The 24544-nt window shown below is 42.4% G+C and carries 22 protein-coding genes; 6 read left to right on the forward strand and 16 right to left on the reverse strand.

Translation table 11 applies throughout. The annotated features are described in order from the left end of the window. Nucleotides 1-135 precede the first annotated feature (135 nt). The 8 genes from HMPREF1152_RS07300 to HMPREF1152_RS07335 form a co-directional block, all read right to left on the reverse strand. Complete coding sequence (locus tag HMPREF1152_RS07300; protein WP_009644480.1) at nt 136-1461, reverse strand: sensor histidine kinase; 1326 nt, start codon at nt 1459-1461, stop codon at nt 136-138. Then, nucleotides 1458-2114, reverse strand: coding sequence for a response regulator transcription factor (locus HMPREF1152_RS07305; protein WP_009644476.1), 657 nt, complete (start codon nt 2112-2114; stop codon nt 1458-1460). The genes HMPREF1152_RS07300 and HMPREF1152_RS07305 overlap by 4 nt, the downstream gene beginning before the upstream one ends. A gap of 12 nt (nt 2115-2126) precedes the next feature. Further along, a complete protein-coding gene (locus HMPREF1152_RS07310; protein ID WP_009644475.1) occupies nt 2127-3503 on the reverse strand; it encodes an ABC transporter permease in 1377 nt (458 codons plus the stop codon). Between the two features lie 11 nt (nt 3504-3514). Further along, on the reverse strand, nt 3515-4159 hold the full coding sequence (locus HMPREF1152_RS07315; protein ID WP_009644558.1) for an ABC transporter ATP-binding protein: 645 nt from the start codon (nt 4157-4159) through the stop codon (nt 3515-3517). Between the two features lie 12 nt (nt 4160-4171). Beyond that, the gene (locus HMPREF1152_RS07320; RefSeq protein ID WP_009644498.1) at nt 4172-5455 is read right to left on the reverse strand and encodes an ABC transporter permease; all 1284 of its coding nucleotides are present in this window, start codon (nt 5453-5455) and stop codon (nt 4172-4174) included. A 284-nt stretch (nt 5456-5739) separates the two neighbouring features. After that, nucleotides 5740-7473 (reverse strand): sortase B protein-sorting domain-containing protein, encoded by a 1734-nt coding sequence (locus HMPREF1152_RS07325; RefSeq protein WP_009644568.1) that lies wholly within the window; start codon nt 7471-7473, stop codon nt 5740-5742. A gap of 130 nt (nt 7474-7603) precedes the next feature. Next, entirely contained in the window at nt 7604-8125 is a 522-nt protein-coding gene (locus HMPREF1152_RS07330) for a hypothetical protein (protein ID WP_009644548.1), read from the reverse strand. 132 nt (nt 8126-8257) lie between these two features. Continuing rightward, nucleotides 8258-11959: a UvrD-helicase domain-containing protein gene (locus tag HMPREF1152_RS07335; RefSeq protein ID WP_009644555.1), complete on the reverse strand. Its 3702-nt coding sequence runs from the start codon at nt 11957-11959 to the stop codon at nt 8258-8260. 282 nt (nt 11960-12241) lie between these two features. On the opposite strand from HMPREF1152_RS07335, the gene gpmI reads away from it, so the two are divergent. Continuing rightward, on the forward strand, nt 12242-13759 hold the full coding sequence (gene gpmI, locus HMPREF1152_RS07340; protein ID WP_009644579.1) for a 2,3-bisphosphoglycerate-independent phosphoglycerate mutase: 1518 nt from the start codon (nt 12242-12244) through the stop codon (nt 13757-13759). 42 nt (nt 13760-13801) lie between these two features. On the opposite strand, the gene HMPREF1152_RS07345 is transcribed toward gpmI, so the two are convergent. From HMPREF1152_RS07345 to HMPREF1152_RS07380, 8 genes are all read right to left on the reverse strand, one after another. Then, nucleotides 13802-14188: a DUF2812 domain-containing protein gene (locus HMPREF1152_RS07345; protein ID WP_009644571.1), complete on the reverse strand. Its 387-nt coding sequence runs from the start codon at nt 14186-14188 to the stop codon at nt 13802-13804. Then, the gene (locus tag HMPREF1152_RS07350) at nt 14181-14504 is read right to left on the reverse strand and encodes a PadR family transcriptional regulator (protein ID WP_009644589.1); all 324 of its coding nucleotides are present in this window, start codon (nt 14502-14504) and stop codon (nt 14181-14183) included. The genes HMPREF1152_RS07345 and HMPREF1152_RS07350 overlap by 8 nt, the downstream gene beginning before the upstream one ends. 144 nt (nt 14505-14648) lie before the next feature. Continuing rightward, a complete protein-coding gene (locus HMPREF1152_RS07355; protein ID WP_009644581.1) occupies nt 14649-14951 on the reverse strand; it encodes a hypothetical protein in 303 nt (100 codons plus the stop codon). 29 nt (nt 14952-14980) lie between these two features. Then, the gene (locus HMPREF1152_RS07360) at nt 14981-15553 is read right to left on the reverse strand and encodes a nitroreductase family protein (RefSeq protein WP_009644477.1); all 573 of its coding nucleotides are present in this window, start codon (nt 15551-15553) and stop codon (nt 14981-14983) included. A 1057-nt stretch (nt 15554-16610) separates the two neighbouring features. After that, a complete protein-coding gene (locus HMPREF1152_RS07365; RefSeq protein ID WP_009644500.1) occupies nt 16611-16976 on the reverse strand; it encodes a hypothetical protein in 366 nt (121 codons plus the stop codon). Nucleotides 16977-16991: 15 nt separating this feature from the next. Further along, on the reverse strand, nt 16992-18560 hold the full coding sequence (locus HMPREF1152_RS07370) for a hypothetical protein (RefSeq protein ID WP_009644567.1): 1569 nt from the start codon (nt 18558-18560) through the stop codon (nt 16992-16994). Nucleotides 18561-18598: 38 nt separating this feature from the next. Next, nucleotides 18599-18874 (reverse strand): plasmid mobilization protein, encoded by a 276-nt coding sequence (locus tag HMPREF1152_RS07375; RefSeq protein WP_009644485.1) that lies wholly within the window; start codon nt 18872-18874, stop codon nt 18599-18601. A 380-nt stretch (nt 18875-19254) separates the two neighbouring features. Continuing rightward, complete coding sequence (locus HMPREF1152_RS07380; RefSeq protein WP_009644507.1) at nt 19255-20241, reverse strand: helix-turn-helix domain-containing protein; 987 nt, start codon at nt 20239-20241, stop codon at nt 19255-19257. Between the two features lie 172 nt (nt 20242-20413). On the opposite strand from HMPREF1152_RS07380, the gene HMPREF1152_RS07385 reads away from it, so the two are divergent. The 5 genes from HMPREF1152_RS07385 (at nt 20414) to HMPREF1152_RS07405 (ending at nt 24206) form a co-directional block, all read left to right on the forward strand. Next, complete coding sequence (locus HMPREF1152_RS07385; RefSeq protein ID WP_009644587.1) at nt 20414-21178, forward strand: nitroreductase family protein; 765 nt, start codon at nt 20414-20416, stop codon at nt 21176-21178. Further along, complete coding sequence (locus tag HMPREF1152_RS07390; protein ID WP_009644552.1) at nt 21175-22041, forward strand: 4Fe-4S dicluster domain-containing protein; 867 nt, start codon at nt 21175-21177, stop codon at nt 22039-22041. The genes HMPREF1152_RS07385 and HMPREF1152_RS07390 overlap by 4 nt, the downstream gene beginning before the upstream one ends. A gap of 75 nt (nt 22042-22116) precedes the next feature. Continuing rightward, nucleotides 22117-23121: an SAM-dependent methyltransferase gene (locus HMPREF1152_RS07395; RefSeq protein ID WP_009644557.1), complete on the forward strand. Its 1005-nt coding sequence runs from the start codon at nt 22117-22119 to the stop codon at nt 23119-23121. Between the two features lie 409 nt (nt 23122-23530). Continuing rightward, on the forward strand, nt 23531-23974 hold the full coding sequence (locus HMPREF1152_RS07400; protein ID WP_009644575.1) for an RNA polymerase sigma factor: 444 nt from the start codon (nt 23531-23533) through the stop codon (nt 23972-23974). Further along, entirely contained in the window at nt 23955-24206 is a 252-nt protein-coding gene (locus HMPREF1152_RS07405; RefSeq protein WP_009644535.1) for a helix-turn-helix domain-containing protein, read from the forward strand. The genes HMPREF1152_RS07400 and HMPREF1152_RS07405 overlap by 20 nt, the downstream gene beginning before the upstream one ends. The last annotated feature ends 338 nt before the right edge of the window (nt 24207-24544 follow it).

Consider the following 24544-nt stretch of genomic DNA (forward strand, 5'->3'; position numbering starts at 1 on the left):
CGTTGCGCATGGCTCCGTCGATATCACACGAAATCAGGGGCAGGCCCACTCGAGCGAAGTTCAAAATTCATCGGATTTGAGTTGGATTTAATTTACATATGCACATGCACCCGGCAGACCTCAATTCTCATTCGGTTATTCGGGCACGGACAGCTTTATCATAAATGTCACACTCGATTTGCGACGCACAACCTTGTGCTCTATACCGTAGCTGAGTAAAATATTTCGTACTATGTACAAACCCAGACCGTTACTGTTATCCTTGCTCAGATCAAAATTCACTTCAAAGAGCCTGTCTATATCCAGCTGTTCCGCATCCTTGCAGGTGTTATTCACATATATCCACTCCTCAGTAACACCTATCGTTACTTTGCCCGGCGAGTCGGAATACTTCACTGCATTGCTTATGAGATTTGACAGAACTATCTGAAGAGCTGTTCTGCCGATATACATTTTCTCATCTGTAATTTGGTTAGCAATGACTATCTTTTTATTAGATGCCATCAGAGAATACTTGTCTATCACATCCTGCAGCACGCTGTTCACTTCCAGCCACTCCTCGTCATCCTTTAAATGCTCAAGAGAGGAAATTGATAAAATCTGCGAAATATTCTGTGACATACCGTCTACTATATCAATGCAGCTTCCGATGTATTCATCTCGATTCCTGTACTTGCCGATATTAAACTTCATATTTTCCAGGATTATCTTGAGGCTGGCAAGAGGTGTTTTTAATTCGTGAGAAGCCCCTCTGAAAAAATCATATTTTATCCTTTCCAGCTTCAGTATTTCGCTATTCTTAACTTCAAGGTCGTCTATGAGCTCCAACAGCGTCGCGTACAAATCATTAATATGCGCCTTGAGCTGCCCAACCTCGTTTGTTGACTCAACCTTTAAACGTGCTCGCCTGTCCAGCTCCATCATCTTTGTGGTAACATCTTTGATTTCCTGAATATTATTTGTTATTGTCTTTGCATAAATCAGCGAAATAACAACTGAAAGCAGAAGCGAAATTGTTATTGAAAGCGGCAGGAATTTAAAGCTCAGCTCCTTTGCATCCCTTTGCATATCCGCCGTCGATACGAACTGCACGGATACCTTCCTGCCGTTATTTAATTTTATTTCCCTTTCCTCGATTATCAGAGAATTGTTATTGCTTGACAGATCAACGTTATCATGATTTCCGAGCCGAACCTCGTTATTATCACTATTTCCTCTTATAAAGGCTTTGATCTCGCTGCTCTTGGAATAGATTTCCAAAGACTGCTCTACGAACTTAGCATCCTTGCCTTGGAGACTTTGAGAAATTTCATTTGCCTTCGAGTTAATCTCCTGCTTCCTCGTCTCGAAATATGTCCGCGGAAAAACCAGGAAAATAAGGAGATGTACCAAAACGATCAGTATGCCGAGAATGGCAAATGTATTTAAGAACATTTTCGGAAATATTTTTAAATTTCTCATTTTCGCTCCAATTTATATCCCACGTTCCTTATGGTGACAATGCAGTCCAGCCCCAGCTTTCTGCGAAGCTCTTTGATATATACATCGATTACCCGATCAAATGGCGGCTCTTCTGTTTCTTTCCACACTTTGTCTATTATCTGTTCCCTTGTCAAGGCATAGCCTTCATTATCCAATAGGCACTTGAGTATCTCGAGCTCCTTTGCGTTCACATCAACTTTTTCATTATCAACCTTGGCAGTATAGCTCGTAAAGTTCACCTCTGTATTCTTGTATTCCAACCTCTCAACTTTATTATAGTGTCTCTCAATCAGGGAATCGATGCGAACCTTCAGTACAGGCAATGAAAACGGTTTCTCAATGTATCCGTCTGCCAGACTCGAAAATGCCTCAATCTTATATTCCTCATCGCCAAACGCTGTTAGCATCAAAACCGGCAGCTTACTCTTCTTTCTGATTTCCTTCAGGACTTCCAGACCATTTATAAATGGAATCCGGATGTCCAAAATTACCAAATTAACATCTTGCTCTTCAAATTTTGATAAGGCTTCACGACCATCCTCCGCTTCGATTGTATCGTATCCGAATTCAGACAGAAATCCGCAGACTCCTTCCCGTATCATTTTATCATCTTCAACAACAAGAATTTTCATAAGCCCTCCTGATTATTTTGTATCTATCAACAGCTCCTTTGGTCTCTTCCTCAGGATCTTTGAAGTCGCTATGAGAAGCGAAACTCCAAGTATCACTGTCATGAATAATACCACATAAACGAAAGCTTTTGGATTAACCATAACATCTAAGCTTGTCAAAGTTTTATTAAATCCGTCGACCTCGGCTCCACCACCAAGTCCCGATGAAGCGGATTCCTTAGCAATCTGACTTGCAATACCGCCTGTCACCCTGTGTAAAACATTGTTTCCGATGGCCTTTCCCATAATTCCTGCTACAAAATACGAGGCTACAAATGCGGGGACAGCTACGAATAGGAGCTCAAAGGCAAATTGTCCGAAGATTCTCACCTTGGATATTCCCAGAGACAGCAGTACTGCAATCTCTTTCTTTCTAGCATTCATCCATAGGAACAGCAACAGCGAAACCACCAGTCCGGCAAATATCAGAGAACCTCCGAACAGCTTATTGGCAATGGAATATATTCCCGAAATCGACTGCTGCAATGCAGGGTAATTCGATGAGCTCTTTACCAGATTGTACTGATTCCAATTTATATTGAGTTTACCCAGATCCTTCATAACCTTATCCAGATTCTTATTTCCCTTTACGAAGAAGGTTGCATCCTGGTACACGGCTGTCTGCTCAGTATTTCCATAAAGCTTGGCAGCTGTGTGGACGTCGCCAATCAAGGTGTTTTCATACAGCTCTGTCGCCGCGCTAACCCCTCCGTTGTTGTGACCGTCAAAAAGTCCTTTTATTTCAACCTCTATGGTCTCATTGGCCTGCTTTTCATTATCTGCATCGTATACATTGGATTTAATCTTAATCTTATCCCCGACCTTCAAATTGTTCTTTTCGGCCAGAGCTTTATGCATTAATATTTTATTTTTGTCATCCTTGGCTAAATGCTTTCCTTCGACTAGCTTGAATGCCCCCGAAACGAATTTTGTCTCCTTTGAAGAATCATTTACGCCCGTCATCATTGTAGTTCTCTTGAATTTTTCAGCTCGATCAGGATCCTCACTGTTCGTAATCTCCTGAGTTCTGATAATATCATGGTCAACCAGATCTGCCACAGCTCCAATTCGCTTGATATAATTATCTATATGACCGGAATCAACGATTTTTTTGATATCCTCTCCGCGTATATTGCCGCTGCCCCTCGGAGTGCCGGGGTTCACCTGCCTGTTTATTTCCATGGTAAAGCTGTTGGTGATACTTCCAAAGGTCTTATTGGCAGCTCTGTTCGTAGCATCTTTGATCGATAATCCAATTAAACTGAGGGTAGACATGGATAGGATCACCAATAATATGATTAACGATTTAAGTCTCTTCCTTGTGACATATGCAAAAGCATTTCTTATCATTGCTTATCCTCCTAGTTATCCTTGCGCACTTCTTTTAATTTCTTGCTGCTCAATTCCAATATCGTATCTGCTGCAGCGGCCACTTCTTTACTATGCGTAACTACTATGACGCACTTGTTGCGCTCTTTTGCCAGCTTCTTAAGCATCTCAATTATTTCTCCTGCTGTATTGGGATCCAGATTTCCCGTAGGCTCATCTGCCAATATTACAGGTGCCTCGGATGCCAAGGCTCTGGCTATGGCGACTCTTTGCTGCTGTCCGCCGGAAAGCTTCATTACGTTTCTCTTTATCTGGCTCTTGTCGAGACCGAGCTTAAGCAGCATCTCATCGGAAGCGTTGCTGTTTACCAGCCTTATATTTTCCAGAGGTGAGAGATAGTCAATGAGATTATAGTTCTGAAATACCAGTGAAATATTGTTTTTTCTATGATTGCTATATCCCTTTCTCTCGATATTTTCACCCCTGAACATGACCTCGCCGCTGTTCGGTCTGTCCAATCCGGCAAGAAGTGACAACATCGTTGATTTTCCGGCTCCCGACTTTCCGGTGATTGCGTAGAATTTCCCGAGCTCAAAGCTCCGGCTTACTGATGAGAGAATTTTCTCTCTTGATCCTATGTAGCTATACGTCACATTCTTAATTCTGAGTATCTCCATTATCTTCCTCCCCTAACTTATTTTTGATAAAATTTCCTTCGGTTTTCTTACTAAAATTATCCCTGATGTTGCGGCGACAGATATGACGATTATAAGTAGCAGAAGTCCGTAGCTCTGCACAAATGTCAGTAAATTATCGCCTATGCTTTCATTCTCTATAAAGCTGCTTGTAATCGACGCATTGCCATCTGCACCGGCGAATCCGCCTATAACTTTTTTAAACACAGCATTCCCAAGCACCAGCGATATAATCGCCGCAGGCATAGATATGAGCACCAGCTCTGATATAAATTGCGCCATAATCTTTGCTTTATTTATCCCGATAGACAGCAGTATCCCTATTTCATATATCCTTTCCCGCAGCCACAGGATTAAGATCAGAGATAATACTATCAATCCGCCTATCATTATAGAATATGTCATGATTCTGATAATATGCTTGATGCTTGCTAATGAAGCAATGGCCTCCTTGAAGGCACTCGTATCCTTCTCCACCTTATACTTCTGCCACTCTATATCGAGCTTCTTGATCCTTTTCATTACAGTATTCATATTTTCAGGGCTGTCTGTGAATATGGACAGTTTATTTGCAATTCTGCTATTGCCGGCCGGATTCATTGCCCTTTGTCCGGAATCATAATCGGCAAACATCGTATTCTCACTCAGATCTGACGACAGGCCTGTGTGTTTTTCCTGTTTTTTACCGCTGAATATCCCGACAATTTCAAACTCCCGATTTCCGGCGTTGCTGTCGGTTCTATTTTCACTCAAGAACCCCAGACTCACCTTATCATGCAATTTCAGATTGTTTTTCTTGGCGAATTCGCTGTGAACGAGTACCTTGTTTACATCATTTTTCCTAAGATGCCTTCCCTTCTGCATCGTAAAAACCCCGCTGTTGAATAAAAGGCTTCTTTCGGAATTACTTGTCAATTGTACCGATACAATATTTTTTAAATCTCCCGGCAGATCATCTCGCTTTACCTTCTGGTTGCTCTCAATTACGTTACTGTCCGATAATCGAGCCAGTCCGTCATACTCGGGAACTATCTCCTTGATACCATTGATTTTTTTTAAGCTTTTAAACCTGTCAATTTCAAAAGCACCTTGGTTCTCCTTCCCGGTTATGGACAATGAAGAATTTGAGGTCTTGTAGAGAGACCTTTCCAGATTGTCACTTGATTTCTTTATGCTTAAGCACACATGTATACATGTGAGAACCAAGGTCAAAATTATGAGGATTATAAACGTTCTGTACCTTCGCCTAAGAACGTAAGCTATCGCGTTTCTAATCACCTTACACATCACTCCTTCTAAATAATTCTTAATCTAAATTGAGAATATCCTCTTTACGAAGAGCATATTACAGAAGATTTATGAAACGTTTATGAAATCGGAAAATAAATTATTTTATTGCTTGTATATCAATTGTTAATCAGGCATCCGCCCGTTATACGATTTAACTTTCTGATGAGCCTTCAAAATTGTGTATAATCCGGTTAATCTGCTGCAGGTAATTTAAAAGGACGAAACCCGAAGATTCCGTCCTTCTACCTATTACAATCATGCTCTAACGCAAGCTACGCACGACGTCTTATCTTAATTAGAACCATAAGTACCACAACGGCACCTACAACCAATCCGCCATATAGGAAAATCATCGATGCATCTCCGGTTCTAGGGCTTACCTTGTGAACCTTAACAACCTTCTTCGTTGAGTTGTTACCACCTGCAGGCACGTCCTTATATACAGGATATACATTTGTGCGCTGTTCGCTGAAAGCAGCGTTAGAATCAAATGCTCTGCCTGTATTGGCATTAACCCAATGCGAGAACACTTTGCCTGCAGGAGCTTTTGGTGCTTCAGGAACTTTTGCTCCGACAAAGCCGAGCTTATTGCCACGTATAGTCGACAGACTCGCGATCATCTTATCAGCTTCATCTTTGTCGAGAGCTTCCTTGCTCTGCCAGAATCTGACCTCTACTGCAGGAGCCCATACGTACGCTGTACCGTCATGATTTTTACCTACTCTGTACGTATATGCAGGATGAGCTGCATTACCCGGATCAGCTGTGATATCAATATTTGAATTTTCGAAATTCTTGAGGTCAAAACGCATCAGCTTCTCACCGGCTGCATTCACAGGCTGATTGTCGAGATGATTGCCGGCAGGATTTTCAGTAACTACTCCGTTAACTACGCTTGTCTTGTAGTTTTCTAAAACCGAGCCGCCCATAATGGTCGAACCGTTAGTACCGCCTGTAAACACCTTAAGGGAAGCATTATCCATAACCTTACCGTTAAGCGTAACTAATGCACGATCCGAAGCTTCGAGCAAGCTACCGTCAAAAGCATAAGAATACCCTTTGACAGCAAGGACGCTGCCTCCTTTAACGGATACCTTTGCACGTCTTATGCCGCTCGTAGCTATACCGCCATTAGCTGTGACATTCAGCTTGGCACCGTTTACAAGATCAATGGTGTTGGTTGCGTTACTGCCTGCATTGATACCTCTTCCTGCAGCACTCGTGTTGATATCAACTGAGCCGGCGTCAACCTTGAGCGTTCCGCCTCCCGCAAGCACCATACCGTACCCTGAAAAACCTGCCTTACTCTCGTTGATTATCACCTTGGTTTTAGCTCCGGTAACCTCCATTGCACCATTCATGTAAATATCACCAAAATTACCGTTACCGTTATTCTCAACAATCAACTGTGCTCCATCAGAAACATTGAGCTTGCCTTTATCAAATTCAATCCCACCTTCATTGCCTGTATTGGAACAGTTTTTAACGGTAAAGCTTCCACCCTTTATGTTCATTGTGCAACCGCCAAAAGCATAAATTCCGAAATTCTTAGCTCCATCTATAGTGAAATCAGTGTGGTCGAAATTAAATTTAGCATTCACATTGCTTGAAAAAAAGCCATAACTGTTCAAATTGTTCATCTCAAAGCTGCCTGCACCTGTAAAGGTAATGTCTGCTGAATTGTTATGCGCTCTAAAGCTTCCGCCCTTAAATTCAACCTTGGCACCGGTGTCAGCCTTTACCTTTACCGGTCTGCTTATAATAACGGGGTCAGGAAGATCATATTTATAATTTCCTGCAGGGAACTCAACACTGTCATACGGGTTGCCTGAGGCATCCGGCTTAGTGCCGGCAATTATCGCCGCAATATCTGCACCTGACTCAGTTCCGGTAGCCGTATAGGTGCTTGCTGCATATGCCATATTAGGCGGCATCAACATCATTAGTGCCAGCAAGAAGGTTATAATCACCGCCATGCTCTTGCCATAACTATGCAAAGTTCTCATTTGATTCTCCTCTCAAAATAAATATACGATATCCATTACGAACATTATACTTGTTTTCTGCATACAAGCAAATATGCAATATATAAAATTGCCGATATTAGCAAATAAAAATATGCTGAAACAGTATCTGCTACTTTGCCGAATTCCTTAAAGCATCCGGGGAAATGCGCTCCGGATATTTGCCTTCCGTTAAAATATCGGAAAGGTACTTATTATCCAAAATCATGTCATCACGAATAAGCTGCCAGTTAGCCTTCTTTCTATAAAACACCTTGAATATCAGAAAATTTATGATTGCCCCTATGACCGGAGTCTGCATACCGAAGGCTTCAGTATGGCGGAAATGGCAGCCCTCAGGGGTTCGGGTTCCCTCAAAAGTTATTACAGCGGTCTTTTTATCGCTTTCAAATTGAAAGATGAAGTGATCCGCATCTCTCTCAGCATGTACTATCTTACCGGTCACATCATAGTCAAGCCCCATTACAATCTCATAGAACCGAACCCTGTCTCCGACATTTATTCCGCCATCAAATAGCTGGCATGCCAAGTGGTAAGGACTCCATTTGACAAATTCCTCTTCAAAATTATCCGCCCACAGGCAGAGCTTCTCGAACGGCGCAGGAATATTAATCTGTTCAGTCAATATAACCATAATTACATCCTCCTCTTTAACACAATAATCCCCGTTTTCGATATTATTCGATATTAAATTAAACATTCTCAGCCATCAAGCCCGGATGAGAGGGTTGAAGCACCGTTCTGTTTTCCACGTAGCTATATGATCTTATATCATTGAAATACACATGTGCTTATCGAACAGATAGAGATAGGCCTCTTCGACTCTTGAGCCTGTCCCTTCCTCGAGGGCACGCTTATATAGTTCAATCTGCTCCCGATAGTCTTCCTTGATGCGTTCGAGATCTGCCGATTGATTCTTCCTGCTCAGGCGGTTGCTCTTGTAATCCACCAGCACGAGCTTGTCCCCGTCCCGGAAGTAGCAGTCGATAATACCCTGCACCAGCACCTGTTTATCATTGTGCTCGACCCGTAGAGTGAAGGGCTTTTCCTTTTCCAGCGTGCCGTCTCCGGCGGCGGCAGCTGCACGTCTGCCTATCTCCGATTCGAAGAACGAATATATCTTGCCTAGCTCGAGCGCTGCAAACACAGGCGCGGTAATGGCTCCATTGTCACGCAGCCTCGCGGCTCTTTCATCTATATAGGTTCTATCCACGTCTCCGGATTCGCCTACGGCCTGCTTGAAATCCACGAATTCCATTATCCTGTGATAGGCCGTACCGATGTTGGCAGCATCCGCAGTAGATCTGCGCTTCACACGTGTACTTCTGTCCTCTATTCTGTTGTCAAAATGCCGAGCTTCGTTTGCCTCGCGCTGCAGCTCGCTGACTGAATACTTTGCCTTGCTGTTCAGGTCATCCTTGTATGCATATTCGTAATCGAGTCTGCGCTTGACTTCTGCAAATTCCTCACTCAGCTCTATATCCATCGGCAGCTTGTCTGTAGTCAAGAAATTGTTAAGTCCTCGAGGAAGCCCGGGGTGCATTACCTTGTGCATTTCCACGGACTTGTACTCATTGAATGTGTCCGAATCACAGAGACTGCCCATGATTTTGAAAAAGCTTGTCTTGGAGCGGAGATTATTAGATATAAAGTCTTCCTTTTTGTCACAGCCGATTAGATATAGCTTCTCTCTTGCACGTGTCATCGCTACGTACAGAACCCTGAGCTGCTCCTGATACTCGTCATCCCTGATCCTGGCGGTAATCTGCTGCTGCATAAGCGTCCTGCGCCAATAGTGCTGCTCCGGATTGACGTAGCCGAGCGCTATACCGAGTTCGTTATGGAACTGGAAGCCCAGGCTGCCCTTCGAATACTGCAGCTTATTACCCATGCCGGCGACTATTACAAACGGGAACTCGAGACCCTTACTCTTGTGAATGGTCATGATCCTCACGACATCGTCGTCCTCGCTGACCATGGAAGGCTGTCCCATTTCGACATTTTTCGTTCTGAGCACCTCGAGATAGCTGATATAGCTGCTAAGCGAAGCTATACTCGACTGCCTGAATGCTCTCGCTCTCTCGACAAGGGCACGCAGATTGGCCTGCCTCTGGCGGCCACCGTACATCGCGCCTGCGTACATGTAATAATTCGAGTCGTTGAGCAGATACCAGATGTAATCGTCGAGAGGCATCATCTGACCGCGTACGTGCCATCTCGCGATAGTCTCGAGCGCATCATTTACACGATCTCTGAGCTCCTCGTCGAGCCCAGCCTCGGCATATGCCTTAAGTGCCTCACAGTAGGTCATCTGGTTGCGTGTCACCTCTTCACCCCTGTCCGCAGCTTCTGTCCATTCGCGCTGATTCTGCTCCCTCGCAAAAGCCCTCACTTCGGCGAGGTTTTCCGGTGTGAACCCGAAAATCTCCGATCGCAGCACGGCTATAAGAGGAACATCCTGATGCAGATTGTCCACAACCTTGAGAATAGCCATCGCAACAGCAACCTCGACAGTGTTGAAATATCCACCGTCATCTGCGATGTGCGAGGAGATGCTCTTACTCATCAGGGATTTGTAGTACATGTCCGACTTATTTCTTGTCGAGCGAAGCAGAATGGCTATATCCCTAGGGGTAGCAGCCCTGACCTTTCCGGTCTTGCCGTCGTAAAACTCGCTGCCGATTATCTGACTGACTATATTTGCAACATGCACAGCCTCCGTCTCTGCTTTTGACAGAGCCTTTAGCTCATCATCGGCCTCTGACTCAGAATCGTCATCAGTCATGATTCCCACAGTTCCGGCAGCTTCAAGATCCATACCGATCTGATCCACGCCTTCGCCGTCTTCGTTGTCTCCATCGGAATAACCGCTGTCCGGATCCTTTGCGTCTGTGAGCAGCAGGTGCACCTCCGGCTTGAAATTGTACTCATCACTGCCGGGCAGCCCTCGATATAACTTTTCGTCCTCATCATAACCGGTCATGAGATCCTTGAACACATAGTTGATATAATCTATCGTCGCGCCGTTGCTGCGGAAATTTCTATTGAGATTTATCTGAATTGCGTCCGTGTTGTTCTCATCCCTATACTCCCCAGCTGTCTCCTCAAATATGTGCGGCTCGGCCTGCCTGAACCTGTAGACGCTCTGCTTGACATCGCCCACCTTGAACACGTTGTCAGGTCTTGACACCTGCGACACCAGGAACTCCTGCAGAGAATTGACGTCCTGATATTCATCCACAAATATGAATTCAAACCTGTCACGCAGCACCTTACACGCTTCTTCGTTCTTCAAGATATCCGCCGTGATGTGCTCCATGTCGCCGTAGTCAATGACCTTCTGCTCGCGCTTCCCGGCGTCAAAGATCTTCTCAAATTCCTTGAGCAGCTCCAAATAATACATCGTATACTTGTAGGTCTCCGCCTGCTCTTCAAATAGCGTACCGAGTGTAGCGAAGTTGTTCCTCTTAAAGAAATCCTTAAATTTCTCCTTATACGCATCTCTGACAGGTTTACAGGAATCCTTCACCTGATTGTATGCGTCCTTCTCTTTAGCGCCGTAACTAAACGTGTCAAATATATCAGTCTGCAATACCTGCATGGCGGCTGCTTCGGCTTCTCGCATTTTATCTGTTGTCGAAATGTCTCCGGACAACGCCGCATTTAAGCTGCGAAATGCGGCAATCTCCCGGTCCAGCTTGGCTGCGGTATTAGGAAGCTTATAGCCGGTTAGCCGTTCATGCAGGCCCAGCGCCTCATTGAGAGTCTCGTCCACAAGCGCCTTTGCATCATCCCATATAGAGTGAAAAATTTCACTGTCACGGTAATCACCGCTCTCCGGTAGTCGCAGCTGCTCAGCCATACGGCCCGCCCATTCAAAATAGTCGGGCATACTGCGCAGACTGTCATACGCTTTTATCATTTCCTCCATAAGGAGCTTATCGTCGCGCTCCTTGCTGTAACGGTCCAGAAAATCGCGGAAAGAGCACCCTTCAATGAAGTCATCCTTCTCAAATCCACGCTCAAACACCTCCTCAATCGCTTCCTTCCTCATTATCTCCGCCTTGAGATTATCACAGATCCGAAAGTCAGGCTCGAGGTCGGTCAGGTAGAAGAATTCCTTGATGATGCGATTGCAGAAGCTGTGCACGGTTGAAATGTACGACCTGTACATCCTGCCGAGCTGCCGCCTGAGCCTGGCAGCGCGTTCAGGGTCAGTATCCTTGCATGCTTTGACTTCCTTGTTGATAGCCCTGATGAGCTTGAGCCTCATCTCGGATGCTGCCGCGTTGGTAAAAGTCACGACAAGCATGCGGTCAACGTCCGCCTTGCCCTGCACTATTATGTTGATGATGCGCTCGACAAGCACCGCCGTCTTGCCGGAGCCGGCGGCTGCCGATACAAGGATACTTTTGTCTATCGTATCTATAGCCTTCTGCTGATCCGGTGTAAATCTGACGTTTGCCATGGTAAATTCTCCTTACCCAATGATGATAATATTATATTTTTATTCAGCGGCAGGTTCAAGCGGGGAATCCTTCGCAGGCACTTAATCACGCATACTCGAAGTCCTGGAAAAGCCTGCCCCTCTTGTGTATACTTATGTGTGTATAGCAATCCGGTAAATAGTCAAGAAAGACTCTAAAGCATATTGCTATGAACAGAATTTAAAATATATTGCTATGAAAAGGTGCACTTACGGCCCAACACAGAGAGCTTAAAAAAACACTTCACACTTTGGAGGTAAGCAATGATTAAGCATAGACCAACAATACTGATGATCCTCGACGGATACGGCATCCGCGAGGAATCGCACGGCAACGCAATTGCTGCCGCTAACAAGCCTAACCTTGACAGGCTTTTCGCCAAATACCCTTTCATCACCCTTGAAGCCAGCGGTGAATACGTCGGACTTCCCGACGGGCAGATTGGCAACTCCGAGGTTGGACACACCAACATAGGTGCCGGAAATGTGGTGCTGCAGGATCTGCCTCGCATCAACAAGTCGATCAGCACCGGCGAATTCTACACCAACAAGGTGCTGCTCGAGGCTATGGAAAATGCAGCTTCCGGCTGCACTCTCCACATAATGGGTCTCTGCTCTGACGGTGGAGTTCACAGCAAGCTCGAGCATCTATATGCAGTCCTCGAGATGGCAAAGCGCTCAAAAGTAAAAAACGTCGTTATCCACTGCTATCTCGACGGACGTGACGTACCGCCTCGCAGTGCGATGACATATCTCGGTGCACTGGAGGATAAATGCAATGAGCTCGGTGTCGGACGAATAGGCATCATCTCAGGCAGATTCTATGCTATGGATAGAGATAAGCGTTGGGAGAGGCTCGAGTCGGCATACGACGCGCTCACTCTCTCCGAAGGTGTACATGCATCCGGCGCAGCCGAGGCCATCCGGCTTTCATACGGCAAGAACGAGTCGGATGAATTTGTGCGCCCGACAGTCGTGGATGCCACCCCTGTCCGGGACGGTGACTCCGTCGTGTTCATTAACTACAGGCCTGACCGTGCACGCGAGATAACCCGGGCACTCGTGGATCCTGATTTTGACGGATTTGACAGAAAGAAGCTCCCACAGAATCTCACATACGTCTGCATGACCGAGTACGACGTGTCTATGCCGAATGTCAAGGTCGCGTTCCCGCCGGAGGTAGTAGAGCCAACGCTGGGAGGCGTAGTATCGGCCACAGGCCTGACACAGCTCCGCATAGCGGAGACCGAAAAGTATGCGCATGTGACATTCTTCTTCAACGGAGGCGTTGAAGCTCCGGTCGCAGGTGAAGACAGGATACTCGTGCCGTCACCTAAGGTCACAACCTACGATCTGCAGCCGGAGATGAGTGCGCCAATCCTGACCGAGAAAGTGCTCGATGCAATCGACTCGGATAAGTATGACCTGATAATCCTGAATTTTGCAAACCCGGACATGGTAGGACACACCGGAGTATTTGACGCTGCAGTCAGTGCTATTGAGACGCTCGACGGACTAGTGCAGCAAATCGCAGAAAGGGTACTGTCCAAGGATGGTCAGATACTGCTCACTGCAGATCACGGAAACGCAGACTACATGCTGGATGACAACGACAATGTGGTGACCAAGCACTCGCTGTCTCCTGTGCCGCTCTGCCATATTGCAAATGAGCCAAGGCCATTCAATGTATCTCACGGCAAGCTGGCGGATATAGCTCCGACGCTGCTGACCCTGATGGGGCTGGATGTGCCTCAGGAGATGAAGGGCGAGGTGCTGGTGTAATAGAGGTTATGCGCGCGCCTTCGCGTTACATGTTTACAGCAACTATTTCTCCAGCTCCTTCCTCAGCTTCCGGAGCTTCCTGGCACAGTGTATCGCCAGCTTATCCTCTGCATCCGAAAATATCTCCTTGTCGCGCGCATCCGATATATCGCAGGTGCTCTTGCAGAAGTAATTCCAACCCATACACGAGCACACATATTCCCAGCCATAGTCCTCGTACATCTGAATATAATCGGCCGCCGCACGTCGGTTATGGTATTCGATCCGGTATACGCTCTCCTCAGGCTCACATGCCTCGAACACGAAGAAGCAAGGCGGCACGACCTTTACCAATCTCCATCCTCTCCTGTGCTGCTGTTCCAGCCACTGTTGCTCTTCAATGTAGTCTGCTATTGTAAAGACTCTTACTTTTGTCGTCCTTTTACCCATGATATTCTCCTCCAAGGCTGTTTAAGTATAATCTCTTGATCCTCTTCAGCTCCAGGCTCAGTATCTCCCGGCCCAGGTCTGTGCTTTCGTAAATCTTGCGCTTACTCTCCTCGTTCACGAATCGTATCAGGCCATCTTTCTCCATCTTAGACAATGTACCGTACATCGTTCCCGGACCTATGCTCACCTCCCCGTCCGTCATGGAATTAACCTCCTGATTAATCCCATACCCATGCTGTGGGCTCTGCAGGCAGTACAATATATAAAACGCCGTCTCTGACATAGGCATGTACACCCTCTTAAGCTTTGAGTCCATGTATTCCTCCTTACATCAAATTTCGATATATCGATCCTCGATGCATATCATATATCGCACTTCGATATATTTGTCAAATAAAAAAGGAACTGCATTTCTGCAGTTCCGACGTTAATAAAATTAATATTAAACTTATCCGCCTCGTCATTTCTTGAACCTCTTCTGAGCATTGGCAATAATTACTATGCCAATCAACAGTCCCGCAAAAATAGAAGTCAAAACCCCCACAACAGATTCCAAATACATGAATCCCCCAGATAACAAGCTCCCCAGACCAATTACATACAAACCCTTTGAAATAAGCTTTGCATACTTAGGCATATCCTTCTCTTTTATATTTCTAACATGATAATCATGTATCAAGTTCGTATGCCCTTTACCGATTTGAAATGCCAGATAAAAAATAACACCGGCAATTATCGTCACAATTAATATACCCGGATACATGCTTCACCCCTACTTGCGTTTCATGATGGTTACTCGAAGAACTTCACCCTCTTGCTTATATCCTCTTTCTCCTTAGGATCCGGCTCAGCCACGATTCCGCCAAACGGCATCTCCGCCACCAGCTTCCAGCTCTCCGGCACGCCGAACATCTCGCACACGAGCTTGTCAATCACCGGGTTATAATGCTGGAGATTAGCTCCAATCCCGAGCTTCCTGAGCGCACTCCAAACGCTGATCTGCAGCATGCCGTTTGCATGATTGGCCCAAGTCGGGAAATTCTCGGCATATAGCGGAAATTTACCCTGCATATTCTCCACGACAGCCTCGTCATAGAAATACAGCACAGTACCGGCCGCCACCTTAAATCCGTCAATCTTATCCCTCGGCACCTTGCCGCCAAAAGTCTCATAAATGCCGTCCCACAGCTCATCCTGCTTGCTGCCGAACGCCACCACAACCCGCGCGCTCTTCATATTGAACGCGTCCGGGACGAGCTCCGTAACCTCTTCGATCAGCTGTTGCACAACATCCTTGCCGACAGGCAGCTGCTTATCCAGCCGGTAATAGCTCCGCCTCAACTTGAGTTCCTTGTAAATATCCATATCTGACTCCTCCAATCGATCATGTCTCGGTTTTCATAGATCAGTTGACACTATCCATCTCTTAATCAGTCTCAAATCCTACGACTTTATTGTACTCGAACTTCCCCTACGAACTGTCTCGATAGTCCTTGATTGATGACAGTCACTGGAAACTTACATTGATTATGCTGCAAGATATCAAAAAAGTTTCATTTGTTTGCAGAAACATATCAACCGATTCTGTACCCACATGCTCGTCCAAAAATACACTTGCTTTCGACCTGGATAACAAAGTTAATACGCAATCTCCGTGACGGCTCCTCTCCTATGATACATCTTCAACGCTTCTGTTCGTTGTTAACTTGAATACATATGTCTACCCATTTTAGAATCTTAATATGTGTCCATGTTTTTATCCTCACGCCTTTTTTTAATTATCCTCCGCAATTACTTAAAAGAAGAACAATGCTCACTTTACGTTTCCTTTAATACCGACTGTCAATATAATTTATTATGAAACTTTAATAATTAACCCTCAAACCCTTTGAAATACAAGGATATTTGCAAGAGAACAAGTTGAATTTACTACCAATTTACTACTTTTGAGGAAAAAGCCTTGATGTGCTGTAAAAACTCTTGCAGATAAAAGTATTTTACACAGATACAAAAGATATATTGTAGAGATCAAAATTAAATAGGAAATCGTAAAAGCGGTGATCTTCTGCTTCTGTAAAGGAAGCATAAGGACACCGCTTTTTTCATGCCCATGTTACGAAGTAGAGGCATATACAGGCTTGAAATACAAGGCTTTTTGAGGGCGATTTTGACAAAGCAAAGGGAATATACCTTTTCTTTCAAAATCGCCCTTTAACTGCGTAACAAATAAAAATGAAAGGAGCAGAGATCATGGCAGTTTTCAGAGTAGAGAAAAACAAGGGCTATACCGTCATGAGCAATCACCACCTGCGAAACAAGGAACTGACCTTAAAGGCAAAGGGCTTGCTTTCTCAAATGCTTTCACTTCCGGAAAACTGGGACTATGTCCTTTCAGTCTTTTCTATCACAGAAAAATTAATGCTCAGTTTTCAAGTATTTTTTTTATACGTTCTTGTTCTTTTCTAGCAACCTGCATTTTACGTTTATTAGCCAATATCATTATCAGTTTGTTAACACGTCGACAACGTGGAACTATTGCATCTATAATTCCTAATAAAATAAATCCTAATAAAATAAATGAACGGTAGTTATTATTACTCTCTTTCCATTGAGTATATATTGATATTATGCCCACAATAAACACAATTGCAAAAAATATCCAAATGATAATTTTTAATATTTTTGCTGTAATCTCCCTGACACGCTCTACTTTTTCATTTGATTCTATTCGTATTTTTCTCGCTCTTTCTTCTAGCTGCTGTTTTAATTTTTTGTTTTCATCGTTCAACTGCGAACTATAATGCTATCGAGATATATCTTCTAAATCTGCAAGTTGTATATTTGAAATATTTTCAGGGTTTGCGTCTATAAGTTCCATTAATTTCTCTTTTTCAGTATATATTAACTGCCTATAAGCTGCTGCACGTTCTTCGGTTACAGTAGGCTCATTTTTAAATTGCTCAATTTTCTTAATGAATTCAGTACGAATTTGTTCTGTAGGTTCTAATGATATGCGTGCGCTTTCAATTAATTTTAATGTTGGAAAATCAGAAAATCTTTTTGGATTTTTTAACCACAAAAGCGATGTTAACTCCAAATCACTTATTAATAGTGGTACTGAACTAGAAGTATTGTTAATAAATTCTTGGGTAGCATAAACCAAGCTATGATTTGTAGTTACAAACAATGCCTTGCATTTTTCTATTTTTTTAAATGTTTTGCCTTGACGTAGTATATGTATTGCAGATATAGATTCAACATCATTACTTATTGCCATATCATTTTTATAAAATACTTTTTTAGATAGATGTTCTTTTAGCTCAGTTTCCCCTATAGCCTTTTGGAAATCACTTTCAACAATAGTGCCAGAGCCATCACTACTTAGAGTGGGAGTATCAACTATTTCTATAGATCTTTCTTTGAAATAGTCTTCTAAATTACGCAATACCCGTTCTACATCACTTGCTGAATATCTAAGTTTATCAAAATATTCTGTTGTTTGTCCGTGTCTGTTTGATGAGTTTAAGATGTTATATTTATATGCTTCAATAATTTTATAAACTTCGTCATAATTATGCCTAAAACATTTGATAGATATATTATTATTAAATAATATCTTAACTAATTGGGAGGCAACGGTATTTTGTTCATCGCTTTTGAACGCAAATATGCACAATAAAAGTGTTGTATCAACATAAACACATACATCTTTAAATTTTTCATTATATGTTACATCTACATATCCATATATTACACGAGAAAGCAATAATCCTTTAACAATATTTTCAATATAAGAAAATACAACTGTTTTTTTATGGTATTCGGCAATAATAAATTGTGCTATATGATAATATATTGTATTTTCACGAGCTGAAATTTCCTGAAGTTTTTCAATCTTTTCATATACAAAATATCCTTTAGTTTCAAGAAATTCTATAAAGTGATTTTTAATTTCTTTCTCGCTAAAATCTTTTTTTAAAAAGCGTTCTTTTTGCTGATTTAAATATTCTGTCAATGCTTTGATAACTTCATCAGTATTTTTTTGAGCCTGCTGTAACTGTAAGTCGATAGTACTACATTTTTCGCTTAAATCTATTTTTAAAAAAAATCCTAGATTTTTGCGTTCAAGAATATTTCTTTTTGATAGTCTCCTAAATGCTTTCTGTAGCACAGAATGGGGCATATCATAAAATCCCAAATTAGTAGAAAGGTATGTAGCAATAGAGGTAATATCAACACGATTACCTACAGAAAAATTTTTCCCTATCGAATATATAACAAAAGGTAGTATTAATTCTAAATTATCCTTTTTTTCTTGCTCCCATATTGCCGCCAACATTGCGGTACTTGTTAATGCATTTTGATTATCCATATAAACATCCTTTCGTGATAATTATAACATGCTATATGCTAAATTTTAAAAACTAAGTATATGTATGAAATAGGTATATAGTTTAAATTGTGTTTCGCTATCTGATTGATGTTGACTCCGATTTTTTGAAGCTCTTCCGTCATTTTCTTTATATCGCTGTGATCGACCTGAATGATATATCCGTCTATCGCCATTTTCCGAAGGTACGCTTCCATATTTCTTGTAGGCACCTGTTTCATTTTTTCTTCAATCAAGCTGCGTTCTTCTTCCGTCACACGAAATTTAATCTGCACATTTCTTTTTCTGTTATTCATAGGTGAATTTCCTTTCCATTTTCATAGAGGGTTTGGGACACTTCCCAAGGGTCTGCCCCAACAGGCTTTAGCCTGCAAGGGTACAAGCAAAATCTCTAACGCTGGAACTGCGGAAAATAGAGATTTTTTACGGAAAGGGTACCCCTTTCCTATGCTTGCTATTCCACTTATCCCTTAATCTCTACAACAACGGAAATTCACTTTTTGCCAAAGATTGCAAAGAAAAACGCTGCAATTTATATAACAGCAACGTTTATTTTGTAAGATCTGTTCAATTAGTATTTGAAACATTAGATGTCTGTTTCTTCGTCTTTTTATCTCTTTTGTTTAGGCGATATCTACCCATTATCATTGGTTACTCATATCATAAAATAACCTAATCACTTATTTATTATCATCTGCATTTTTTCCCTGTATTCGGTAGGCTTCATTCCTGTATGCTGTCTAAACATATCAGACAGACTGCTTATATGTTTATAACCGACCATTTCGGCAATTTGAGATACCGGAAGTACTGTATCTCTAAGGAGATGTTCAGCATGTGTAATACGACGTGTAACAATATATTGCTGAATGCTCATCCGATATACATCCTTGAATATATATTTCAGCTTAGCTTGGCTCATGCATGCAATTTGTGCAAGAAAATCGATCCTGATATCCGCGGCATAATGGTCGTTAATATAATTAGCCACAGATACAACGGCATCCAAATCATCATCGGGTATTAAAAATCTATGTCTAATATGTTCTTTATTCCGTTTTTTTGCTTTTTCAAGAATTATGGAAAGCGCTTCATTCACTTTGCTTTCATAAAACAACTTTGCAGATATACCGTCACCCATATAGCTTTTAATTTGGTTGAAAACCGTGACCAGTTCAGGAAAATCGGGATAGCCGTCTATCTGTGCGAATGCTTCTGAAGGATTTTCATAAAGGTCCGGGTATTGTTCGCTTAAATATTTCTTATAGTATTCCGGCATAAAGGTAATGCTTACACTGTCTATAGGAATTTTTTTGTGAAGTATCATACGATATTCACTCTTTTTCCCTACATATGCCTGGATTGCTCCGGATGTCAAACGGCGGTATGGTGTCAGTATTTCGCCGGAAACAGAGTAAAAATAACCGACGCAAATATATTCCGGCTGTTCAAAAGCGCAACAGGTATCTTCGTAGTGAATCTGATTCATAATGGTGATAGTCACGTATGGGTTACATTGATATACCCAGCAGTGTCCCTTTCCAAGCTCAGGATTCATTTTATAAAATTTGCCGTTCGGATTAAACCCGGGCACGGGTTCACACGGAATAACGCCTCTGTCCGCAAAAATATCCTTGTACATTTTTTCTAATTGCCCGCTCATAAAGTTATATTTTCTCCATTCGATAAATAGTTTATGCTAATAGCTAATTATTGTCATCTTTCATTGACGCTAAAGATATGAATAAGTAATATAAAAAATAGGTTAGATTCGACTAACTTAATTATATATTAGGCAAAATAAGTTTGCAAGATTTTTGCGTGAGGAGGTAAAAATGAAAATCGAAGAATATCTTTCCGCTATGAAAAAAAGATGCTCCCGCAGAAAGTATACAAATAAACCTATTGATTCCAAGTATGTGAAACAGCTTGAAGATATCATTGCTTTGTTCAACAAAGAATCCGGACTTAATATAAAATTAGTCATTGGAAGCGGAGCGGAACTTTTTAACGGATTCCGAAAAAGCTATGGTTTATTTGTAGGTGTTCAGAACTACATTGCTATGATTGGCAACAAAGATCTTCCTGACCGTATGGAGAAAGTGGGTCGTTATGGTGAAAAAATAATTCTTGAAGCGACCGCAATGGGATTATCTAGTTGTTGGGTAGGAACCAGTTATGACAAAAAAGCAGCGACGACATTGTGTAGAGTGAACGACACATTAGACTGTGTGATAGCAATCGGATATTCAGATGAAAAACATTCACTTAAAGAACGAATGATGGAATATGGTATGAACAGGCAGAGTAAAGCTAAGGAAGCTTTAATAGAAACAGAAGCGCCTTTGCCGGAGTGGTTTAACCATGGTATGGATGCCGTTTATCTTGCCCCTACTGCAAGAAATTTACGCCCCTTTGTATTCAAATATAAAGATGGACAGGTAACTGCTTCCATTACAGTACCGACAGAAACTGCGATGATTGATCTTGGAATTGCTAAATTACATTTTGAATTAGGAGCAGGGGGTGGAAGCTGGGAGTATGGAAACGGCAGTCATTATTGTTTTGATGATAAACGGAAGGAAAGTGATAAGCAATGAAAGTCGTTTTTATTGTATTTAGTCCATCAGGACATACACTTATTGCGGCACAAAAATTCATGCATTTGCTTGAAAATAATGGAATTTCCTGTCATATGATCAATATCACAAAAACCGATAAGTATATTCAGGACTTCATAATTACAAAAACACTGGTTAATGATCTTGGAGAACATCATTTGTTAATTCCCTGTGCTCCGGTATATGCCGGACATTGTGAGCAAAATATGCTCAGGACAATACGGGCACTTCCTCGGGAAAAGGAAAAACAGATTCCTGCGATTCCACTTGTGACCTATGGGGGAGTGCACAGCAGTGTTGCACTGGAAGAAATGGGTAAAGCGCTTAATGGCAGAGGATATATTCCGATTATGGGCATTAAGATTGCTGCAGAGCATACTTTGACAGCAACTTTCAAAAAACGGATCAATCCAAATCTGCCGGGAAAAGTTGAGGATCAAATCCTTGCAGAAGCGGCAAAAATAACAGAAAAGGTTGTAAATGACAAGATAGCTGTGGTCAATGTAAGAAAGAAATTTGCATATGCACCGTTTATGAAACGCATTATGTTTCGCATTTTCAGCCAAGAAAAAATTCATGGAAAATATAAGAAAGTTACAATCAATACAGAAAAATGCATTGGTTGTAAACGATGTGTTGCAGCTTGTCCTGTCAATATGTTTGCATATATTGATAACACCATACAAATGGTTCGTGAACCTAAGCATTGTATTTTATGTGCCGAGTGTTATCATCAATGTCCTGTAAAAGCCGTTATACATCCATATATTGAAGTTGCACGAAAGAGACTTTCGAATGGTTTTGCAGAGCTTGAAAACCCACAATCTGAAATTTATCGATAAAACTGATATTCACTAAACATAAAATGGAAAAATTATGCCATAAGCAATTATAAATTAAAGAAAGGATAAATTACTATGATTAACAAAGCAAATATTTATGAACAACTTACAGCACTACCGTATCTCACCGCTTATCAGCAACTGATACAGGGTGCCATCGAATTAGATGTCTTTTCTAATTTAGAAAAGCCTATTACCACAAAAGAGCTATCTAAAAAAATGAACTGGAATGAAGGCAACACCTTCAATCTTTTGAAAGGTTTGTACAGTCTTGGTTATCTTGAGCGAAAAGGAGATACATTTTGTAATATGCCGGAAACTTCAAAATATCTTGTTAAGGGGAAGCCTGCATATATGGGAAGTATGTTAGCATTTTTCTGCAATAATCAAGGAATGAGCCTTGGAAACGTAGCACAGCAAGTGAAAGAAGGTCCTAAACCGCAGGAACAGACACAGCAGTCTATGGATTTTGCATCTTATGGCGATGCGATGCGTGATGCTCAATCAGGGATACGTCAATATGAACTGTTAGAAATTCTTCGATTCCTTCCTGAGTATAAATCTATTCACAAAATATTGGATTTGGGCTGCGGTGCAGGTTGTCTTGGAATTGCAGTTATACAGGACGTAAGCAATCGTACGGGCGTTCTTTTTGACAGACCGGATATGCAGCCACTTATCGAAGAAAGTGTGGCGCTTTCCGATATGCAAGACAGCGTTTCAGTCAAAACCGGAGACTTTATAAACGATGATATTGGCAGCGGATATGATCTAATCATCTGCTCATCCATTATGTTATTCGCCATTGCAGGCGGTGCAAATTTCTTTGCAAAGTTAAAAAAAGCATTAAATCCCGGTGGTGTAGTTGTATGCTTAAATGAAGGAATTGAACCGGATTATTCCGGACCATGGGACATGATTTTAGGCTATATGGCATTTAATTTACAAGGAATGCCTATGGGTGTAATAAAAGGTCAGATTGCTGATGCAGCAAAAGCCGGAGGGTTTCATTCTGTAGAAAATCACAGCGTGCTTCTCAGTACCGGAATGCATGATATCAATATTTTGAGAATTGAATAAAAGATTGAATTTGTGATTTTTATGAAGAGTTTTTTAAGAAGCAAGAGCAAGCCGCCGGTTTCATTTTATGAATGAAAAAGCGGAAGTTCAAATTAGGTCATAGCTTACGAAAAGCGGCGGTATCAAAGGAGGTATCGTCGTGTTCATTCTTCGTTATCTTAAAATCTTGTTAAAAGGGATATACTCTATTTCCGGGTTTCCGTGTCTTTACGGATGACCACTTAAATCATATCCATATCTTTTCATGTCCAATCCCGGCTGCCCTGTGCAGTCGGGATTTTTTGTGCCTGCAAAAACTTTTTTCTAAAAATATTCGCTTTTCTTTGGCAGTTTTCAACTCTCCGTTGTTGAGGGTTTACGAAAGGGGAAATTCTACCCGCTTTCGCGGCTGCGAAAGGAGGTGAATACCATGAATGAACCTGAAAGAACCGAATGGCAAATACGCTGTGCATTTAACGGATTCTGCAAGCGGACATTGAAGAATGAAAGTATCAATGCCCATAAGGATATTAGGAAGCGGCAGGCACACGAAATTAGTTTTTCCGACCTGACCCCGAAAGAGGAAAACCAGCTTTATACCTGTGAAGATTTCTTTGCAGAAGATAAAGAAGAACAAACCTTTTTCGCAGGCGGAAAGGAATTGAGTGCAAATCTTATCGCTGACGCAATCCACAGCTTGCCGGAAGAAAAAAGAAGAGCCGTTCTACTCTACTACTTCTTTGATATGAGCGATGCGGAAATAGCAGCGCTTTATCAGATTCCAAGAAGCACGGTGCAGTATCGGAGAACCAGCTCATTTGAGCTGCTAAAACGCTATTTGGAGGAACACGCTTATGACTACCCAGACTGGTAAAACAACCGACGATGAACGCGGCTTGTTGCCTTATCCGGTAATCATAGCCGCAACCAAGGGAGAGCCGCAGGCAATGAATATTGTCTGCCAGCATTACGCAGGCTATATCGCACACCTTTCTATGAGAAAACTCCGTGATGAACGGGGAAACACCTATTACGGCATAGACGAGGATATACGAGATCGCCTTCGTTCAAAGCTGATGCAGGCTGTCCTGATGTTCAAGATTTAATAATGTAGCTGTCTGCGTTCCCCTTTCCGCAGATAAGACAGATTTTCTTACACCTGTTCTTTGACAAATATACCCGCAAGATAACGGCGGCGTATCATAGGGCAAACCGGACACTTTCCTTTTGTGCCTTAGCTGTGCGGAGAATACGCCATGACACTTTCCTAACCGGAAGCCGAGCGAGAAACATTTTGCCGTAAAGCAAGCGTAGCACCTTGCAAGCCATGACGGCACAAAATACATAATGATACTCCCTTACAGCCACAGTCCGAGCGTTAAAAGCGTCGCAGGCAATGGGTAGGGCTGGATGAGATCCATGCAGGGGTGAAATTCCCGTGAGG

The sequence above is a fragment of the Mogibacterium sp. CM50 genome, assembly GCF_000293155.1.
Classification (GTDB): Bacteria; Bacillota; Clostridia; order Peptostreptococcales; family Anaerovoracaceae; genus Mogibacterium; species Mogibacterium timidum.

Coding starts and splice junctions, on each gene's coding strand:
- HMPREF1152_RS07350 (WP_009644589.1), bottom strand. CDS start 14,504: ATGGACTCAAAGCTTAAGAGGGTGTACATGCCTATGTCAGAGACGGCG.
- HMPREF1152_RS07400 (WP_009644575.1), top strand. CDS start 23,531: ATGAATGAACCTGAAAGAACCGAATGGCAAATACGCTGTGCATTTAAC.
- HMPREF1152_RS07330 (WP_009644548.1), bottom strand. CDS start 8,125: ATGGTTATATTGACTGAACAGATTAATATTCCTGCGCCGTTCGAGAAG.
- HMPREF1152_RS07310 (WP_009644475.1), bottom strand. CDS start 3,503: ATGATAAGAAATGCTTTTGCATATGTCACAAGGAAGAGACTTAAATCG.
- HMPREF1152_RS07385 (WP_009644587.1), top strand. CDS start 20,414: ATGAAAATCGAAGAATATCTTTCCGCTATGAAAAAAAGATGCTCCCGC.
- HMPREF1152_RS07395 (WP_009644557.1), top strand. CDS start 22,117: ATGATTAACAAAGCAAATATTTATGAACAACTTACAGCACTACCGTAT.
- HMPREF1152_RS07405 (WP_009644535.1), top strand. CDS start 23,955: ATGACTACCCAGACTGGTAAAACAACCGACGATGAACGCGGCTTGTTG.
- HMPREF1152_RS07370 (WP_009644567.1), bottom strand. CDS start 18,560: ATGGATAATCAAAATGCATTAACAAGTACCGCAATGTTGGCGGCAATA.
- HMPREF1152_RS07315 (WP_009644558.1), bottom strand. CDS start 4,159: ATGGAGATACTCAGAATTAAGAATGTGACGTATAGCTACATAGGATCA.
- HMPREF1152_RS07355 (WP_009644581.1), bottom strand. CDS start 14,951: ATGTATCCGGGTATATTAATTGTGACGATAATTGCCGGTGTTATTTTT.
- HMPREF1152_RS07305 (WP_009644476.1), bottom strand. CDS start 2,114: ATGAAAATTCTTGTTGTTGAAGATGATAAAATGATACGGGAAGGAGTC.
- HMPREF1152_RS07380 (WP_009644507.1), bottom strand. CDS start 20,241: ATGAGCGGGCAATTAGAAAAAATGTACAAGGATATTTTTGCGGACAGA.
- HMPREF1152_RS07360 (WP_009644477.1), bottom strand. CDS start 15,553: ATGGATATTTACAAGGAACTCAAGTTGAGGCGGAGCTATTACCGGCTG.
- HMPREF1152_RS07390 (WP_009644552.1), top strand. CDS start 21,175: ATGAAAGTCGTTTTTATTGTATTTAGTCCATCAGGACATACACTTATT.
- HMPREF1152_RS07345 (WP_009644571.1), bottom strand. CDS start 14,188: ATGGGTAAAAGGACGACAAAAGTAAGAGTCTTTACAATAGCAGACTAC.
- HMPREF1152_RS07300 (WP_009644480.1), bottom strand. CDS start 1,461: ATGAGAAATTTAAAAATATTTCCGAAAATGTTCTTAAATACATTTGCC.
- HMPREF1152_RS07335 (WP_009644555.1), bottom strand. CDS start 11,959: ATGGCAAACGTCAGATTTACACCGGATCAGCAGAAGGCTATAGATACG.
- HMPREF1152_RS07375 (WP_009644485.1), bottom strand. CDS start 18,874: ATGAATAACAGAAAAAGAAATGTGCAGATTAAATTTCGTGTGACGGAA.
- HMPREF1152_RS07325 (WP_009644568.1), bottom strand. CDS start 7,473: ATGAGAACTTTGCATAGTTATGGCAAGAGCATGGCGGTGATTATAACC.
- gpmI (WP_009644579.1), top strand. CDS start 12,242: ATGATTAAGCATAGACCAACAATACTGATGATCCTCGACGGATACGGC.